Annotated in this window: 18 protein-coding genes; all 18 read left to right on the top strand. The window is 36.5% G+C overall.

What is annotated here, in order from left to right; all coding sequences use genetic code 11:
- Positions 1-68: 68 nt before the first annotated feature.
- Positions 69-1,421, top strand: coding sequence for an NADH-quinone oxidoreductase subunit NuoF (gene nuoF / locus AC4AGG_RS04095; protein WP_489770710.1), 1,353 nt, complete (start codon positions 69-71; stop codon positions 1,419-1,421).
- A 24-nt stretch (positions 1,422-1,445) separates the two neighbouring features.
- The gene (locus AC4AGG_RS04090) at positions 1,446-2,279 is read left to right on the top strand and encodes a hypothetical protein (protein ID WP_489770709.1); all 834 of its coding nucleotides are present in this window, start codon (positions 1,446-1,448) and stop codon (positions 2,277-2,279) included.
- A 63-nt stretch (positions 2,280-2,342) separates the two neighbouring features.
- Positions 2,343-3,365 carry an NADH-quinone oxidoreductase subunit G gene (locus AC4AGG_RS04085; RefSeq protein WP_489770708.1) on the top strand — a complete coding sequence of 341 codons (1,023 nt, stop codon included), beginning with the start codon at positions 2,343-2,345 and terminating at the stop codon, positions 3,363-3,365.
- Between the two features lie 23 nt (positions 3,366-3,388).
- Complete coding sequence (gene nuoH, locus AC4AGG_RS04080; RefSeq protein ID WP_489770707.1) at positions 3,389-4,450, top strand: NADH-quinone oxidoreductase subunit NuoH; 1,062 nt, start codon at positions 3,389-3,391, stop codon at positions 4,448-4,450.
- A gap of 115 nt (positions 4,451-4,565) precedes the next feature.
- On the top strand, positions 4,566-5,114 hold the full coding sequence (locus tag AC4AGG_RS04075) for a NuoI/complex I 23 kDa subunit family protein (RefSeq protein ID WP_489770706.1): 549 nt from the start codon (positions 4,566-4,568) through the stop codon (positions 5,112-5,114).
- Positions 5,114-5,611 carry an NADH-quinone oxidoreductase subunit J family protein gene (locus AC4AGG_RS04070; protein WP_489770705.1) on the top strand — a complete coding sequence of 166 codons (498 nt, stop codon included), beginning with the start codon at positions 5,114-5,116 and terminating at the stop codon, positions 5,609-5,611. Before AC4AGG_RS04075 ends, AC4AGG_RS04070 begins: the two co-directional genes overlap by 1 nt.
- A gap of 4 nt (positions 5,612-5,615) precedes the next feature.
- Complete coding sequence (nuoK, locus tag AC4AGG_RS04065; protein ID WP_489770704.1) at positions 5,616-5,945, top strand: NADH-quinone oxidoreductase subunit NuoK; 330 nt, start codon at positions 5,616-5,618, stop codon at positions 5,943-5,945.
- Positions 5,946-5,951: 6 nt separating this feature from the next.
- A complete protein-coding gene (gene nuoL, locus AC4AGG_RS04060; RefSeq protein ID WP_489770732.1) occupies positions 5,952-7,847 on the top strand; it encodes an NADH-quinone oxidoreductase subunit L in 1,896 nt (631 codons plus the stop codon).
- 2 nt (positions 7,848-7,849) lie between these two features.
- A complete protein-coding gene (locus AC4AGG_RS04055; RefSeq protein WP_489770703.1) occupies positions 7,850-9,343 on the top strand; it encodes a complex I subunit 4 family protein in 1,494 nt (497 codons plus the stop codon).
- A gap of 179 nt (positions 9,344-9,522) precedes the next feature.
- Positions 9,523-10,911, top strand: a complete 1,389-nt coding sequence (locus AC4AGG_RS04050; protein ID WP_489770702.1) for an NADH-quinone oxidoreductase subunit N — start codon at positions 9,523-9,525, stop codon at positions 10,909-10,911.
- Positions 10,912-10,987: 76 nt separating this feature from the next.
- Positions 10,988-11,443 carry an NUDIX domain-containing protein gene (locus tag AC4AGG_RS04045; protein ID WP_489770701.1) on the top strand — a complete coding sequence of 152 codons (456 nt, stop codon included), beginning with the start codon at positions 10,988-10,990 and terminating at the stop codon, positions 11,441-11,443.
- Positions 11,444-11,607: 164 nt separating this feature from the next.
- Entirely contained in the window at positions 11,608-12,228 is a 621-nt protein-coding gene (locus AC4AGG_RS04040) for a TetR/AcrR family transcriptional regulator (protein WP_489770700.1), read from the top strand.
- Between the two features lie 14 nt (positions 12,229-12,242).
- Complete coding sequence (locus AC4AGG_RS04035) at positions 12,243-13,487, top strand: TolC family protein (RefSeq protein WP_489770699.1); 1,245 nt, start codon at positions 12,243-12,245, stop codon at positions 13,485-13,487.
- 84 nt (positions 13,488-13,571) lie between these two features.
- Positions 13,572-14,543, top strand: a complete 972-nt coding sequence (locus tag AC4AGG_RS04030) for an HlyD family secretion protein (protein ID WP_489770698.1) — start codon at positions 13,572-13,574, stop codon at positions 14,541-14,543.
- 209 nt (positions 14,544-14,752) lie between these two features.
- On the top strand, positions 14,753-15,667 hold the full coding sequence (locus AC4AGG_RS04025) for an ABC transporter ATP-binding protein (RefSeq protein WP_489770697.1): 915 nt from the start codon (positions 14,753-14,755) through the stop codon (positions 15,665-15,667).
- A gap of 107 nt (positions 15,668-15,774) precedes the next feature.
- Complete coding sequence (locus tag AC4AGG_RS04020) at positions 15,775-16,518, top strand: ABC transporter ATP-binding protein (RefSeq protein WP_489770696.1); 744 nt, start codon at positions 15,775-15,777, stop codon at positions 16,516-16,518.
- 112 nt (positions 16,519-16,630) lie between these two features.
- On the top strand, positions 16,631-17,737 hold the full coding sequence (locus AC4AGG_RS04015; protein WP_489770695.1) for an ABC transporter permease: 1,107 nt from the start codon (positions 16,631-16,633) through the stop codon (positions 17,735-17,737).
- Positions 17,738-17,881: 144 nt separating this feature from the next.
- Positions 17,882-19,003, top strand: a complete 1,122-nt coding sequence (locus AC4AGG_RS04010; protein ID WP_489770694.1) for an ABC transporter permease — start codon at positions 17,882-17,884, stop codon at positions 19,001-19,003.
- Positions 19,004-19,061 lie beyond the last annotated feature (58 nt).

Raw genomic sequence — 19,061 nt, 5'->3', positions numbered from 1 at the left:
TTTTAAATTGAATAAAAATTAAAATAAGGCTAAAAGCAATTCGCCAAAAGCCATAAGTATAAAAGACAATGAGTAAAAAACTTTTACTTAAAGACGCACATATAGAAGGGATTCGCTACTTCGATGTATACCGCAAACAAGGTGGTTATACGTCTGCGGAAAAAGCCCTTAAAATGACTCCAGAAGAAGTTTTGGAAGAGGTTAAAACTTCTGGATTAAGAGGTCGTGGTGGAGCTGGTTTCCCAACTGGTCTCAAATGGAGTTTCTTGGCTAAGCCAGAAGGTGTCCCAAGACACTTAGTAGTCAACGCTGACGAATCCGAACCTGGGACATTCAAGGATAGATATTTAATGGAATTTCTTCCTCATCTTTTGATTGAAGGAATGTTGATTTCATCTTTCTGTTTAGGTTCCAACACTTCTTACATCTACATTCGTGGAGAATATTCTTGGATTCCAGACATTTTGGAAGAAGCCATTGAAGAAGCTAAAAAAGCAGGATTTTTAGGTAAAAATATTTTAGGAACTGGTTTCGATTTAGAAATTTATGTTCAACGTGGTGCTGGAGCTTACATCTGCGGTGAAGAAACTGCTCTACTTGAATCTTTAGAAGGAAAAAGAGGAAATCCAAGACTAAAACCACCTTTCCCTGCTGTTAAAGGACTTTGGGAAAGACCAACCGTTGTTAACAACGTTGAATCTATCGCAGCAGTGGTGCCTATCATCGATATGGGTGGCGCTGAATATGCTAAAATTGGTGTAGGTAGATCTACAGGAACTAAATTAATTTCTGCTTGCGGAAATATTAATAAACCAGGTGTTTATGAAATAGATATGACCATTACGGTGGAAGAATTTATCTATTCTGATGAATATTGTGGTGGAATTAAAGATGGTAAAAAATTAAAGGCTTGTATCCCTGGAGGAAGTTCAGTTCCAATTGTACCAGCTAATCTTTTACTTAAAACAGTTAGTGGAGAACCTCGATACATGAACTATGAATCCCTTGCTGACGGTGGTTTTGCTACAGGAACTATGATGGGTTCAGGAGGTTTCATCGTGTTAGATGAAGACCAATGTATTGTAGAACACACCATGACATTAGCAAGATTTTATGCACACGAAAGCTGTGGACAATGTACTCCATGTAGAGAAGGAACTCCTTGGATGTATAAAATTTTGAAAAAAATAGAGAACGGACAAGGGACTATGGAAGACATTGACTTGCTATGGGATGTACAAAGAAAAATAGAAGGTAACACCATTTGTCCATTGGGTGACGCAGCAGCATGGCCTGTTGCAGCAGCGATTCGTCATTTTAGAGATGAGTTCGAATGGCATATCAAAAACCCAGAACTTTGTTTAACAAAAAATTATGGAATAGCACATTATGCAGACCCTATTCCAACAGTTGAACATTAAAAAAACATAATAAAAAATATCACAATGAAGAAGATTTTTGTAGGATTGTTAGTCGCTCTTTTAGGATTTAATTTTAGTTTCGGACAAGAAGAAACGCCAAAAGTAAAACCAGAACCTCTTACCAAGAAAGGACAAATGTTTGTTTTTTGGGGATGGAACAGAGCGGGATTTACCAATTCTGATATCCATTTTAGAGGAGCTGACTACGATTTTACCTTACATGATGTGACTGCTAAAGACAGACCATCTGAAATTAGCATGGCTTATATTGATCCGAGTAGAATATCAATCCCACAGTTCAACTTCAAAGTAGGATATTTTATTAAAGATAATTTAGCTTTAGTTTTTGCTCAGGATCATATGAAATATGTGATGGATCAGGATCAGACAGTGGATATTTCAGGATATGTAACCAATCCGACCTATGCATCGATGATTAATAATGGTAAGATTGATTTAACAGACGGTGAGTTCTTGACTTTTGAACATACAGATGGGCTCAATTATACCAACTTTGGTCTGGAAAAATATAAGCAGATTTTGGATCATAAGAAATTTGATATTTCCTGGGGTTATGGAGCTGGTTTAGGAGTTTTGATTCCGAAAAGTAATGTATCCTTAATGGAGAATGAGAGGAGCGATCGTTTTCACGTTGCTGGATTTGGTTTAGATGCGAGAACTAACCTTAACTTGGTATTTTGGAAACATTGGATGGCAAGAATTGAAGGCAAAGTTGGTTACATCAATATGCCAGACATTAAGACCACACTTAACAATCAGCCGGATAAAGCATGGCAAGATTTCATGTTTTTCCAGTTTAATTTTGGGATAGGTTATACCTTTAACACCAGAAAATAACAGACAATTGTCTGATTTTAAATAAAATTAAAAGCATTTTGCTTACCGCATAAAGCGAAGAATATGAGCGAAGAAGTTAAAAAATTTAAAATTACCGTGGACGGACAAACCGGAGAGGTTTTGCCTGGGACTACGATTCTTGACGCTGCAAGACAAATTGGAGGAAAATCAGTACCTCCAGCAATGTGTTATTACAGCAAATTGGAGCACAGTGGAGGACGTTGTAGAACTTGTTTGGTTGAAGTTTCCAAAGGTTCTGATGCTGATCCACGCCCAATGCCAAAATTGGTAGCAAGCTGTCGTACAACGGTAATGGATGGGATGGAAATCAAAAACCTTACCTCCGAAAAAACTCAGGAAGCAAGAAAAGCGGTTACCGAATTTTTATTGGTAAACCATCCTTTGGACTGCCCTATTTGTGACCAAGCAGGAGAATGTCATCTTCAAGATTTGGGTTACGAGCATGGTGTTGAAAGCACCAGAACTGAGTTTGAAAGAAGAACTTATGATGCGGATGATATCGGTCCTCACATCAAACTAAATATGAATCGTTGTATTCTTTGTGCAAGATGTGTACTGACCGCTAATCAATTGACGGAACAACGTGACCATGGAATCCTTTTCCGTGGAGATCATGCTGAAATTTCAACATATCTGAATAAAGCTTTGGATCATGACTTCATCGGAAATGTTATTGACGTTTGTCCTGTGGGAGCTCTAACGGATCGTACTGCTCGTTTTGCAAGTCGAGTTTGGTTTACAAAACCAATGGACGCGCATTGTACTTGTGGAAAATGTTCTGGAAAAGCAGTTGTATGGATGAAAGGTGACGAAATCGTAAGGGTAACCGCAAGAAAAGATCAATGGGGAGAAGTAGAAGAATGGATTTGTGATACTTGTAGATTCGAAAGAAAAGATCCAAAAGACTGGACTATTGAAGGACCAAGACATATCGACAGACACTCGGTTATTTCACTTAATCACTATCAGAAACCTCAAGACGAGCTGATTATGATTGACAATCCCGATGCCAAAGAAATAAGTGTAAACGATAAAAACGATAGAACCGAAAGCGATTTTGTATAATTCGGAAGCAACTCATATTTACTATGGATTTACTCATTTTTAAAATTATCTTAGTACTGGTACTTTTCCTTGTATCGCTTGCTGTAGCAGCGTATTCCACTTGGGGAGAAAGAAAAGTAGCGGCTGCTTTACAAGACAGAATTGGACCTAACAGAGCAGGGCCTTTTGGACTTTTGCAGCCTTTGGCTGATGGTGGCAAATTCTTTTTCAAAGAAGACTTTACCCCAGCTGGAGCGGACAAATTTCTTTTCATACTTGGTCCATCCATTACGATGTTCATTTCCTTAGTTACTGGAGCTGTAATTCCTTGGGGGAAAGCGCTTAACATTGGTGGCGTTGCTTACGACTTACAAGTGGCAAGCATTGATGTAGGTGTTTTGTTCTTAGTAGGGATGGTTTCTATTGGTGTATATGGAATGATGATCGGAGGTTGGGCATCTAACAACAAATATTCTTTGATTGGTGCCATCCGTGCTTCTTCTCAGATGATTTCATACGAATTAGCAATGGGATTGGCTTTGTTATCCATCATTATGATGAGTGGCTCCCTTGATCTAAAACACATTACAGAATTACAAGGAGGTGGAAAATTATATGGCCTCGTCAATCTTGACGGAATGAACTGGAATATCTTCTACCAGCCTTTTGCATTTATCATTTTCTTAGTTGCAGCTTTGGCTGAAACCAATCGTCACCCATTCGATTTACCTGAATGTGAATCCGAATTGGTTACTGGATATTCTACAGAATATTCTTCCATGAAATTAGGATTATATCTCTTCGGAGAGTATGTTAATATGTTTATCTCCAATGCTTTAATTGCTACATTGTTTTTTGGTGGTTATAATTATCCGGGAATCAATTGGGTAACTGAAAATTGGGGAGAAAACACAGCAGCTATTATTAGTATTTTTGCCTTTTTAGGTAAAGTGATAGTGGGAATCCTGATCTTTATGTGGATTAGATGGACCATCCCAAGATTCCGTTATGATCAGTTAATGCATTTGGGTTGGAAAAAGCTCATACCAATGGCTTTGATTAACTTAATCATTACTGGAGCTGTAATATTGTATTTTACAAATTAATAAGAGGGTTTGAGAATTTGCAGAAATTGAATCTTCTCATACAATAAAGTTTAAAATTAAGATAAAGGACAAGATTAGTCTAATGTCTAACATCTAATATCTATAATTCACTTGAATGAAACTTACAAATAGATCCAAAGTAGTATCCAATAAGGAAATGACCTTTTCCGAAAAAATCTACCTCCCTTCAATTGTTAAGGGAATGGGTATTACTTTGAAGCACGCCTTACAAGGTTCTAAAGGAAAAGTTTACTCTTATCCTGAAGTCCACAAACCTCGAGCTGTCATTTGGCGAGGTCAACATGTGTTGAAGAGAGATGAAGAAGGAAGAGAACGTTGTACCGCTTGTGGTCTTTGTGCGGTTGCGTGTCCTGCGGAAGCCATTACCATGACTGCAGCTGAAAGAACCAAAGAAGAAAAAAATCTCTATAGAGAAGAAAAGTATGCTGCTATCTACGAAATTAATATGTTGAGATGTATTTTTTGTGGAATGTGTGAAGATGCTTGTCCAAAATCTGCCATCTACCTTACCGACCGATTGGTTGATGCAGAAAATAATCGGGGTTCATTTATCTACGGTAAAGATAAATTGGTTGAGAAGATTAACGAGCGAATTGATATTACAGGACGTCAATCCGAGAAACAGAAAAAAGCAGTGAAATAATGGAACAGATTATATTTTTTGTAGTTGCTGCTATCGCAGTTTTAAGTGCCGTTTACTTTGTTTTTGCTCGAAATCCACTTTATGCAATTTTGTCGCTGATTGTAACCATGTTTTCAATCGCAGGATTGTATATCCTTCTGAATGCACAATTCTTAGGAATAGTACAGATTATCGTCTATGCAGGAGCTATTATGGTATTGTTCCTTTATATTCTGATGATGCTTAATCTTAATAAAGAAGATGAAAGTAAAAAGAAAAACCTACTAAAATTTGTAGGAATTTTTTCTGGCGGAATTTTATTAGTGGGGATGTTAGGAGCTTTCAGAGGTCTTCAGCAAGACCTTACTGCTAATTCTAATGTAGATTTTACGGTTGGCTTAACGAAAAACTTGGGAAGATTACTCTTTAAAGAATATGTTCTTCCGTTTGAACTTGCTTCCATCCTGATTCTTGCAGGTATTGTTGGGGCTGTATTAATCGGTAAAAAAGATTTATAAAATTATGGGAGAAGTTAATACATTTATTCAAAGCGTACCTCTTAATTATTTTATTGTACTTTCTATTTTCCTTTTTTGTTTAGGAGTATTGGGAGTATTAGTAAGAAAGAACGCTATTGTTATCTTAGGAAGTGTGGAGCTTATGCTTAATTCTGTAAATCTTTTGTTAGCTGCATTTTCGAGTTACAAGGGAGACGGAAACGGACAGATATTGGTATTCTTTATCATGGTGGTTGCTGCAGCAGAAGTTGCTGTTGGACTTGCAATTATTGCCATGATGTATAGAAATACAAAATCTGTTGATGTTAGTATTTTTAATAAACTTAGAGGATAAAATATGATGGAACAATTGATATTTTTAATAGTACTTCTACCACTCGCAGGATTTTTGATTAACGGACTTTTTGGAAAAAACTTACCTAAAGTCTTGGTCGGAAGTATTGCAACATTAGTGGTTTTTACTTCTTTTATCCTTTCGGTGTACCTATTTATGAATTTCAGCGCAGAAGATAAACCTATCATTGCAAAAGCATTCGAATGGTTTACTATTGCTAAAGTTCCGGTAGATTTCAGTTTCCAAATAGATCAATTATCATTGATGATGATGATGATTATCACTGGGATAGGATCATTGATACACCTCTACTCTATAGGATACATGAGCCATGATAAAGGATTCTATAGATTCTTTGCTTACCTTAATCTCTTTATCTTCTCGATGTTACTTTTGGTAATGGGAAGTAATTATTTGATTCTTTTCATTGGATGGGAAGGTGTAGGATTGTGCTCATATCTATTGATTGGATTCTGGTTCAAAAATGTTGAATATGGAAAAGCGGCAAGAAAAGCTTTCATCATGAACCGAATCGGAGATTTAGGTTTACTATTGGGAATCTTTATGATTGCTTATTATACTGGTTCAGTAGATTATTTGACCGTTTCTCAAAAAGCCGGAATGTTTACATTGGACAGCAATATTATAATTTTTATCACTGCTTCATTATTTATTGGTGCGGTTGGTAAATCTGCTCAAGTTCCTTTGTACACTTGGTTACCAGACGCAATGGCTGGACCAACACCAGTTTCTGCATTAATCCACGCAGCAACGATGGTTACCGCAGGTATTTATTTGGTGGTAAGATCTAATTTCTTATTCTCTCTTGCACCAACAGTAATGAACGGAATTCTTTTCGTTGGATTATTGACAGCCGCAATGGCAGCGTTCTACGCATTGAGACAAAACGATATCAAAAAAGTATTGGCATATTCCACTGTTTCTCAGTTAGGATTTATGTTTGTGGCTTTAGGAGCAGGTTCTTTTACAGCTGCGATGTTCCACTTAATGACTCATGCTTTCTTCAAAGCTTTATTATTCTTAGGAAGTGGTTCTGTTATTCACGCTATGAGTGGAGAACAAGATATGCGCTTTATGGGAGGTTTAAAGAAATACATTCCAGTAACACATTGGACATTCCTCATCGGAACTTTTGCGATTTCGGGAATGCCTTTCTTATCCGGTATGATTTCCAAAGATGAAATCTTGGTGACTACTTTCGGAAAGAGTCCTATATATTGGGTAATTCTATTTGCAATTGCAGCTTGTACGGCTGTATATATGTTCAGATTGTATTATCTAACTTTCCATGGAGAGTTTCGTGGTACTGAGGAACAAAAACATCACCTACATGAAAGTCCAATGAATATGACTTTGCCATTAATCGTCTTGGCAATACTTTCAGTGGTGGGTGGTTTCATCAATTTGCCTCACTTCATTGGACATGGAAAATTTCAATTTCTTCATCATTGGTTAGAACCTTTGTACGTGAATGGAGAAAATGTAGGCGAAGTTCCTTTCGCTACCGAAATGATTCTTTTGGGAGTTACCATTGCGATGTTCTTTATCGTTTGGTTCTTGGTGAGAAATGCTTACGTTACCAAAGGTAAATTGGCACAACCTGAAGAAAATTATGTTGGGTGGGAAAAACTTTCGTCACACAAATTATATATTGATGAAATCTACAATGCTTTGTTTGTGAAAACAGCAGAAGGATTAGGAAAAGCAGGAAAAATGTTTGACAACTCTGTGTTGGACAAAATTGTAGACTTCGTAGGAGAAGGAGCTGAAGACAGTGGAAAATTCATGAAACGTATCCAAAACGGAAACGTAGAGAATTATGTCCTTATCATGTCTCTGGCGATTGGAATTATATTGATTGTTAACTTTTTATTACCTTAATAATGTCGTATCACTTATTAACATTATTACTAGTCCCATTAGTGGGTTCCGGATTACTGTTCTTTTGGAAAGATAAATCAGCGAAAACAGTGGCTTTTGTTATTGCGATGATTCAGATGCTAATAACTTTTTGCATTGTTTCCGATTTTAATTTTCAACCAACCGTAAACGAAACGCTTACGCACGAAATCCGTTACGAATGGATTAAAAGCATTAAGAGTAGTATTCATTTTGGAATAGACGGAATGAGCATGTTGATGTTATTACTAACCAACATTCTAACACCGCTTATTATCTTGTCTTCATTTAATGACAAAAAAGGATTCCCTCACTCCTTCTACGCATTGATTTTGTTGATGCAGTTTGGACTGATTGGAGTATTCACTTCATTAGATGGATTGCTATTCTACATTTTCTGGGAAGTTACTCTTATCCCAATCTGGTTTATTGCTGGAATCTGGGGTCAAGAGAATAAGAGATTTCAATTTACAACCAAGTTCTTCGTATATACTTTTGTAGGTTCTTTGTTTATGCTTGCGGGTCTGATTTATATTTATCAGTTCTCTAAGTCTTTCGAACTTATCGATATGTACAACGCTGTACTTGACCTTAATCAACAAACGGTTATATTCTGGTTTATTTTCTTCGCTTTTGCGGTCAAATTACCAGTATTCCCTTTCCATACTTGGCAACCTGACACCTACACCTACTCTCCAACTGCGGGGTCGATGCTGTTATCAGGAATCATGTTGAAAATGGCGATTTTTGGACTATTAAGATATTTGCTACCTATTACTCCTTTAGCTATAGGCGGAATTTCAGGATATATTGTAATTATTTTAGCGGTGATTGGTATCCTTCATGGAGCTCTAATCGCTCTTATCCAAACCGATGCTAAAAGAATTATCGCTTACTCCTCATTTTCTCACGTAGGATTGATGGTAGCAGGGATTTTTGCTTCAGCAATATTGGTGAGCAAAGGAATTGTTACTAGTGAAGGTGGTGAAGGCGCCATGATACAAGCTTTTGCTCATGGTATTAATGTGGTAGGTCTATTTTATTGTGCGGATATATTGTTCCAAAGATTCCAAACAAGAGATATCCTTCAGATGGGTGGACTGGCAAGAGTAGCTCCAAAATTTGCGATTTTGTTTTTAATTATTGTTTTAGGTTCTGTGGCTGTTCCGTTGACCAACGGATTTGTAGGAGAATTTATTTTAATTAAATCCATTTTCGACTTTGATGTAGTTGTTGCTTTAATTGCTGGAATTACCATTATTTTGGGAGCTGCATATCTTCTAAGATTCTATGGTAAAGCCATGTTTGGTGAAGGAAACGAAGAAAGATTGGCAAGTGTAAAAGACCTTAGCAATGTCGAATTCTCCGTTTTAGCGAGTATCGCAGTATTGGTATTGTTATTTGGGGTATTTCCACAACCAATTTTGGAAATGGTAAAAACTCCGTTGGCGTTTATCTTTCAATCAATGTTGAATTAAATTTCAGATGTTAAACATTAACTTTTGAAATTAAAAATTTAAGAATTTAAAAAAATAAGAGATGAAATAGTAAAGAGAATGAGGCGTAAAGACCTGAAAGAATGAAGATTGAAATCTGAAATCTGAAGTCTAACATCTGAAATCTCAAATCTAAAATCTCGAAATCTCAAATATTAATTATGAGTGTTTTAGTTGTTGTTTTTATCACTGCTGTTTTGGCCTTATTTTCTGGAGTGTACAATCACGGAAAATATGCTCGATATATTGGTATCGTAGGTCTATTGGTTGCATATTGGGCAAGTTTTCAACCAGAGTGTTCGTTCTTTGAGCAATACTCTTCCATGTACATCTATGGAAAGAATGCAGCAATATTTACCAAGATTTCAATTCTTGTAACATTGCTTATTTTCTTCTTGGGAGGATTTGCATTTAGCAATCATAGAAGCCATCAGAGCGAATTGTATGCATTGATGCTCTTCTCGCTTTGTGGTGGAATTGTACTTTTTGGATTCCAAAACTTGGTTATGCTTTTCATCGGAATCGAAATCCTTTCTATTCCACTTTATGTAATGGCAGGAGCTAACAAAACAGATCTGCGCTCTAATGAAGGGTCTCTTAAGTATTTCTTAATGGGAGCTTTTGCAACAGGTTTCCTATTATTAGGGATTGCTTTAATCTATGGCTCAGCCGGAAGTTTTGATTTGACTGCTGTCAAAACCTATGTACAAGGAAACGCTTCCGACATGGTGCTCATTATGGGATTGGTATTAATGATTGCAGCAATGGCTTTCAAAGTTTCTTTGGCGCCTTTCCATATGTGGAGTCCAGATGTTTATCAAGGAGCTCCTTCCCTAATCACTGCTTTTATGGCGAGTGTGGTTAAGATTTCGGCATTTTATGCATTATTCAGCCTATTAGCAATTACATTTGTGGATATCGCAGGTGAATGGATTAATATCATTGGTGTTCTATTAATCATCACCTTGTTATTGGCAAACGTTATGGGATTGGCTCAGACCAATGCAAAAAGAATGTTGGCTTATTCTTCCGTTTCGCACGCAGGATATTTGGCTTTAATTTTCTTTGGACTAAATGACCAGTCTGTTAATAATTTAGCATTCTACTTATTCGCTTATTCATTATCAACTATCGGTGTGTTTATGTGTCTTATTTGGGTAGAAAAACTGAAAAGAGAAACTTCCTACGGGGCTTTCAAAGGATTGGCTAAAACCGAACCTCTATTGGCAACAGCAGCAGCAATCTCTATGCTTTCAATGGCTGGGATTCCATTAACAGCAGGTTTTATGGCCAAGTTTTCTTTGTTCTCTCAAGCAATGGCTTTCCCAAAAATGGGTCCATTCATGGTTTTGATGGGAGTACTTGGTTCTGCAATATCAATCGCTTACTATCTAAGATTAATCATTGCAATGTTCTTCTTCAAAGAAAGCAGCTTCAAAACTTCTGAAAAAGTAACCATCACTTACAATATCGTGGCTGTATTTATCATTGTAGCCATCGTTGCATTAGGTGTCTATCCAGATTTATTTGGAATGGAATTCATCAGATAATCAAATCACTTGATATAAAACTCAAAAACGCAGTCACTTTTGGTTGCGTTTTTTTATTTTTGAATATTCTTACAAAATGTCCGTTCTCCACAAAATAGCACATAAAATTTACTCCTCGATTTGGAAAGTCTTCAAACCGCAATCCGTTGGGGTCCGAGCGATTCTTATTAGAGACGGAAAAGTGCTTTTGGTCAAGCATTCGTATCACAATTCTTGGTTTCTTCCAGGTGGTGGACTAAAGCGTAACGAAACCTTCGAAGACGGACTTAAAAGAGAGTTGAAAGAAGAATTGGGAATTACTTTTACAACATCAAAACTTCACGGTGTCTATAACAATTTCTTTGAAGGCAAAAGCGACAGCATTATTATTTTCTTAATTGAAGAATTTCAATTCAATCCCATCAAAAATGGAGAAATAGAAAGCTTTCAGTTTTTTGATGCCCATCAACTTCCACAGAATACTTCTCCAGGAACTCGTCGCAGAATAGAAGAATTAAATTCCTCTACTCCGCCTTTTGTTGGGATGTGGTAAATCATCAAAGTCAGCAGGCTTTTAATCCTATATATTTTGAATTTAATTTAAACCCTTAAAACAAAATCGGGTTTAAAATCTGAAAAAATAAATTTAATCAAATGATTAAATAATTTGTTTAAATCAAAATATTAAATTAATTTTGTTTTATCAAATCACATAAAATGTCTGAAAAAGAAGTCATTAAAGAACTCTCAACAGAAGCTAAAATCCTTGAAGCAGCGCAAAAAGTCTTCACAGAAAAAGGATTTTCTGGAACCAGAACTCGAGATATTGCCGAGGAAGCTGGAATTAATTTAGCCTTACTCAACTACTATTTCAGAAGCAAAGAAAAACTCTTTGGACAAGTAATGAAGCTGAAAGTAGCGGAATTGTTCGGACATATCATTCCCATTCTTACCGATAACACCACAACTCTGGAGGAAAAAATTGATTTGGCGAGTGAACAGTATTTTCAGATTCTTTCAAAAAATCCAAATCTCCCCGTTTTTATTTTGAGCGAAATTCAAAAGAAAAACTCAGGAATCGAAACTTCAATTCCATTAAAAAAAGCGATTCGAGATTCTAATTTTGTAGCTCAAATTAGAGAGAAACAACCAGATCTTTTACCCATCCATTTTGTACTGAATTTTCTTGGGATGACCATTTTTCCTTTCATCGCCAAATATGTTTTCATGCATTTTGAATTGACCAATGAAGAAGAATTCCGCACGTTCATCGAAGAACGCCGAAAACTGATTCCCTTTTGGACTAAGACTCTTTTGGAGACTCCAATTAAACTTTGATACCACCAACAATTATGAAAAATCTAAAATATATCGTCCTTCTGCTCTTTTTTTCAGCGCAAGCGCAGACTCTTACTTTGGAGGAATGCTATACTTTAGCAAAGGCAAATTATCCGTTAATCAAGCGCAACGAACTTATCAGTAAATCAAAAGATTATACGATTGAAAATGCTGGAAAAGCTTGGTATCCACAAATTAATATTGGAGGACAAGCAAGCTATCAATCGGATGTTACGGCATTCCCTAACCAATCCAGCGCAGGAATTCAACCATTGAGCAAAGACCAATACAAGGTGTATGCGGATATCAATCAAACCATTTATGACGGTGGAATTACTTCAAATCAAAAGAAATTAGCTTCTCAGCAAGCTGAAATCGATCTAACCACAAACGAAGTTGAGCTGGACAAATTAGAAGAAAGAATCAATCAATTATACTTTGGAATTCTTCTAACCGATGCGCAAATTCAACAAATTGAACTGACCAAATCCGATGTACAAAATGGACTCAAAAAAGCTGAAGCCCAATTAAAAAATGGAACCATTTTCCGAAGTAATGTGGATGTGATTAAAGCTCAACTTTTGACTCTGGACCAAAGGCAAATCGAACTACAAGCAACCAAGAAAAGCTTTATCCAAATGTTGTCGCTTTTCGTTCAAAAGAATTTGGATGAAAATACTTCTTTAACTACCCCAGAAAAACTCCTGATTTCCGAAACTAACAATCGTACTGAACTCAAAGTCTTTGATGCGCAAAAACAATATTTAGAAACTCAAAAGTCTTTAATTAAATCTAAAAATCTACCAAAATTAAGTGCTTTTGGACAAATCGGTTACGGAAAACCAGGGTTTAACATGTTGAAAAACGAGTTTGATGATTTCTATATTGGCGGAATACGTTTGAACATTCCAATTTCGGGTTTTTATACCAAGAAAAACGAATTATCACTCATCGAAACGCAACAACAAGACTTGGAAATTCAACGTGAAAATTTCTTATTCAATCAGAATTTTCAAACTGTTCAAAATAATAACGACCTCCAAAAAATCCAAAATTTAATGGATAAAGATGATGAACTGATTCAGTTGAGGATGAGCGTTAAAAAAGCAAGTTTGGCGCAATTAGACAACGGAGTCGTAACGACTTCCGACTATCTCCGAGAAGTCAACGCTGAAGACCAAGCAAGAACACAGAAAATCCAACACGAAATTCAATATCTTTTAACTCAATATAATCTCAAAGCACAGTATAATCAATAGTCACGAGTTTCGTGTTTGGCGCGTCTCGCGCCTCGTAACTCGAAACAAAAAAATACTGACGAAAACAATAAACAAACGAATAAAATGAAAACCTATATCCTCCCTCTCCTACTTTTAGCAGTTTTTTCCTGCAAGAATTCTGAAGACTCCTACGATGCAACGGGAACTTTCGAAAGTGACGAATTGATGGTGGTTGCGGAAGCTAACGGAAAAATTTTAGAATTAAAACTGGAAGAAGGTCAACAGCTCACAGAAAACCAACAAATCGGAATCATCGATGGCAAAGGTGTCGAACTTCAAAAGGAGCAAATTCTGGCTTCCATTGAAGCCATCGATGCCAAAACCAATTCAGCAACGCCTCAGATTCAGGTTTTGCAAAGTCAATTACAATCGCAGAATGCCCAAATTGCTGTTTTGCAAGAGCAATTGCAAACCGCAGTTCGCGAAAAAAACCGTACTTCAAATTTGGTTAAAGCAGACGCGGCGACGCAAAAACAATTGGATGACGCAAATTCGCAAGTTGCTGTAATTCAAAAGCAAATTAATGTTGCCAAATCCCAACTGCAATCCATTAATCAACAAATAGCCTCCACAAAAGACCAGATTTCTATTCAAAACAGAGGAATTCTTAGCGAAAAAAATCCAACCGAAAAACGTGTGGCTCAAATTGACGAACAACTGAAACACAACATCATCACAGCACCCATCAATGGAACCGTTCTCACGCAATACATGTACAAAGGCGAATTTGCAACGACCGGAAAACCCATCTTCAAAATTGCCAACCTCAACGATATGATTCTTCGGGCGTACTTAACAGGTGACCAACTGACAAAAGCTAAAATCGGTCAGACAGTGAAAGTTCTGGTTGGCGCTGGTGATGAAAAGTCAAAAGAAATTTCTGGAACGATCGAATGGATTTCCCCAAAATCTGAATTTACTCCAAAAACTATTCAAACCAAAGACGAAAGAGCCAACCTTGTTTATGCCACCAAAATTAGAGTCAAAAATGATGGTTCTATTAAGATTGGAATGTATGGGGATGTGAAATTGTAAGGGAGCTGGATGATGGAAGAAGGATGAAAACTATCAACATTGTCATTCTGAGCGGAACAACGTGGAGTCGAAGAATCTATGAAATAAGTATAAACTAAAACGAGATGTTTCGACTCCGCTTCACTTCACTCAACATGACAAACATACTGTCATTCTGAGCGGAACAACGTGAAGTCGAAGAATCTTAAAACTGGCAACAACAAAAAGAAATGATTAATGTAAAAGAAATATCAAAATCTTACGGCAAAAAAAACGACATGGTTTTGGCGGTTGACCAAATCACTTTTTCTGTGGAGAAAGGTGAGATATTTGGTTTAATTGGTCCTGATGGAGCAGGTAAAACATCGATATTTCGGATTTTGACTACACTTCTTCTGCCCAACTCTGGGTCGGCGGAAATTGACGGTTTAGATTGCGTGAAAGATTACAAACAAATCCGGAAAATTTTAGGCTATATGCCTGGAAAATTCTCGTTGTATCAAGATTTGAGTGTTGAGGAAAATTTAGAATTTTTCGCGAGTGTATTTAATACCACTATTCAAGAAAATTACTATTTAATCAAAGATATTTATCGGCAAATCGAACCATTTAAGACCAGAAAAGCAGGCAAACTTTCAGGTGGAATGAAACAAAAATTAGCCCTTTGCTGTGCATTAATTCATAAACCAACAGTACTGTTTTTAGACGAGCCTACTACAGGAGTTGATCCAGTTTCAAGAAAGGAATTTTGGGAAATGCTGAAAAAACTAAAAACCCAAGGCATCACGATTGTTGTTGCTACCCCTTACATGGAGGAAGCCGATTTGTGTGACCGAATTGCACTGATGCAACACGGAAAAATTTTGAAAATCAACACTCCGCAAAAAATTTGTGACAGTTTTCCAAAAGACTTATTTGAAGTAAAAACTGAAAGCATCCCTATTTTATTAAAAACATTAAAAGCCAATGAATCCACCAAAAATACCTATGCTTTTGGAGAATTTGTTCATGTTGCGATAGATAAAGACTCTAATTATAGTAAAGATAATCTACTTAAATTTTTACAAGAAAACAATTTTAAATATATAGAAATCAACAAAATAGAAGCTACCATTGAAGACTGTTTTATAGAACTGCTTCAATAATAATGGAGAATGGAAAGTTGAAAATGAGGGAAGAGGGATGAGGGGTGAAGGAAGACAAATGAAAATTTTCAATTCTCAATTTTCAACTTTAAATTAAATAAAAAACAATGCAAGAAAAAGCCATTATAGCGCACCAATTAACCAAAGTATTCGGGGATTTTGTCGCCGTTGACCATATTAGTTTTGAAGTCAACAAAGGCGAAATTTTCGGTTTCCTTGGCGCGAACGGTGCGGGAAAAACCACCGCGATGCGAATGCTGATTGGTCTTTCCACACCAACTTCTGGCGAAGCAAAAGTGGCGGGTTTTGATGTGTATAAAAACCCTGAAGACATCAAAAAAAACATCGGCTATATGAGTCAAAAATTCTCCTTGTACGAGAATTTGACAGTAGCCGAAAATTTAGAATTCTTTGGTGGAATCTATGGAATGAGACTGAAAGAAGTCAAACAAAAAAGTCAAATCCTCATTGATGAATTGGGACTCGAAAAGGAGAAAAACAAGTTGGTATCCGAACTTCCTTTGGGATGGAAACAAAAGTTAGCCTTCTCGGTGGCCATTTTTCATAACCCTGAAATTGTATTTCTGGATGAACCGACTGGAGGTGTTGATCCCGTGACAAGACGGCAATTTTGGGACATGATTTACGAAGCTTCTTCTAATGGAATCACCATTTTCGTAACCACACATTACATGGACGAAGCGGAATATTGCAACCGCGTTTCGATTATGGTAGACGGAAAAATTGGTGCTTTGGACACGCCAGAAAATTTGAAGAAAAGTTTTGGCGTCAAAACAATGGATGAAGTCTTCTTCCAGTTAGCGAGAGGCGCGAAAAGAGGAGCAGATTAAAAACAAATGGAGAATTGAAAGTTGAAAATGAAAAATGATGGAAGACAGAAGATGGAGGAAGGAAGACAAATGAAAACTTTCAATTGTCAACTCTCAATTTTTAATTAAAAAAATGAAACAGTTATATACTTTTATACGTAAAGAATTTTGGCATGTGTTTCGGGATACACGCATCCTAATGATGCTTTTTGCATTGCCGATTATTCAGGTTATTTTGTTTGGATTTGCGCTTTCCAACGAAATAAAAAATACGGGAGTGGCCGTGTTTGACCAAGATAAAAGTACTGCTTCAACCACTTTGATTTCTAAAATTTCTCAAAACAAATTTTTTGATATTAACCGAACCTTGAATTCCGACAAACAGTTTCAGGAAGCTTTTAAAGATGGAAAAGTGAAAATTCTCCTCGTAATTCCGAGTGATTTTTCCGAGACTTTAACCCAAAATCATAAAGCTCAAATCCAAATTTTGACCGACGGAACCGATATCAATCTCGGTAATCAAATTACGGGTTATTTAGAAAATATAATTCGAGATTTCTACGGAAATCTTCAACCAAACACCATTCAAACTTATCGAATTATTCCAGAAGTTCGGATGTTGTACAATCCGCAATTAGAAGGTGCGCCTAACTTTGTCCCAGGCGTTATCGCTTTAATTTTATTGATTGTTTGCGTGATGATGACGGCCATCGCCATCGTGAAAGAATACGAAACAGGAACCATGGAAGTACTTTTGGTTTCGCCTATGAAACCGTCATTTATCATTATTTCAAAAGCAGTTCCTTACTTTATTTTATCCATGGGAATTCTATTGGTGATTTTATTCCTAAGTTATATCCTTTTGGATTTACCCATCAAAGGAAATTTTCTTATGTTAATGGTCGTGAGTATCATTTTCATTATGACGAATTTACTCATCGGAATTTTAATTTCAATCGCTGTAAAAACACAACAACAAGCCATGCTGTTTTCTTTGATGGGAACCATGCTTCCAACATTGATGTTGAGCGGTTTTATGTTCCCAATAGAAAATATGCCGTTCCCACTACAAATCATCACCAATATTATCCCCGCAAAATGGTATTACATAATGATTAAAAACATCATGGTTAAAGGCGTTGGCTTCGAAATTTATTGGAAAGAATTTTTGATTTTGACAGGAATGATGACCGCCCTGTTTTTGGTTGCCGTAAGGAATTTTAAAATAAGACTCGAGTAAATGAAGGAAGAAGAAAGATGGAGGATGGATGTTAAAACACTGTCATTCTGAGCGTAATGAAATGGAGCCGAAGAATCTTAAACATAAAAGTTGTTTCCACTCCACTGTGTTACGCTCAACATGACAACTTTCAATTAAATAAGAATGAGACAGTTACTATTTTTACTTCGTAAAGAATTTCGGCAAATCTTCCGAAACAAGTCGATATTGGCTATGATTTTCATTGGCCCCATGATGCAATTGATTGTATTGCCTTTGTCTGCAAGCTACGAAATCAAAAATATCAACTTAGCGGTTGTTGACCACGACCATTCAACTTTTTCCAGAGCTTTGGTTCAGAAAATAACGAGCGGAAATTACTTTCAACTTCAATATTTTGGGGAAAATTATCGTGAAGCTTATGACGTTTTGGAAAAGGAGAAAGCTGACCTCATTTTGGAAATTCCCAATCAGTTTGAAAAAACTTTGGTTAAAGAAAATCAAGAAAAAGTTTCGATTTCAATTAATGCCATTAATGGGGTGAAAGCTGGATTGGCAGGAAGTTATTTGACCAAAATTTTGCAAGATTTCAATCAGGATATTCTCTTAAAATTATCTCCAGAACTGATGGAAGCTACCAAAGAAAATGGCATGGAAATAAGGAGTTCAGTTTGGTTTAATCGGCATTACAATTATCGTTTAGCTTTAGTTCCAGGAATTTTAGCCTTTCTCGTTACTATGATAGGCGGAATGCTCTCGACCCTCAACATCGTCTCCGAAAAAGAAATCGGAACCATCGAACAAATCAACGTTTCCCCTATCAAAAAATCGACTTTTTTCCTTGGAAAACTGATTCCATTTTGGTTTTTGGGTCTTATTATGTTCTCGATGGGATTAATGGTTTCGAGGTTTGTTTATGGAGTAGAAATCGAAGGCAGTTTGCTTCTCCTCTACTTTTTTGTCGCCATTTATTTAATCGGAATTTTAGGATTTGGGCTTCTGATTTCGACGTACAGTGATACGCAACAACAAGCGATGTTTACGCTGTTCTTTTTCATCATGATTTTCAATATCATGAGTGGATTGTACACCCCGATTGAAAGTATGCCAGATTGGGCTCAGAAACTCACTTACCTTAATCCTTTAAGATATATTATTGAAGTTGTCCGACTCATTATGTTGAAAGGTAGTACTTTCATGAATCTGCTTCCACAATTTTTCGCCATAGTTGCCATGACTATTATTTCTAACCTTTGGGCGGTATATAATTATAAGAAAACTTCTTAAATGGAAAGTTGAGAATTGAGAATGGAAAATTGAGAAAAAGTAAATAGAAATAAAACTT

The organism is Chryseobacterium sp. CG10_8 (assembly GCF_058117085.1).
This window is presented reverse-complemented; position numbering and strand designations above follow the sequence as displayed.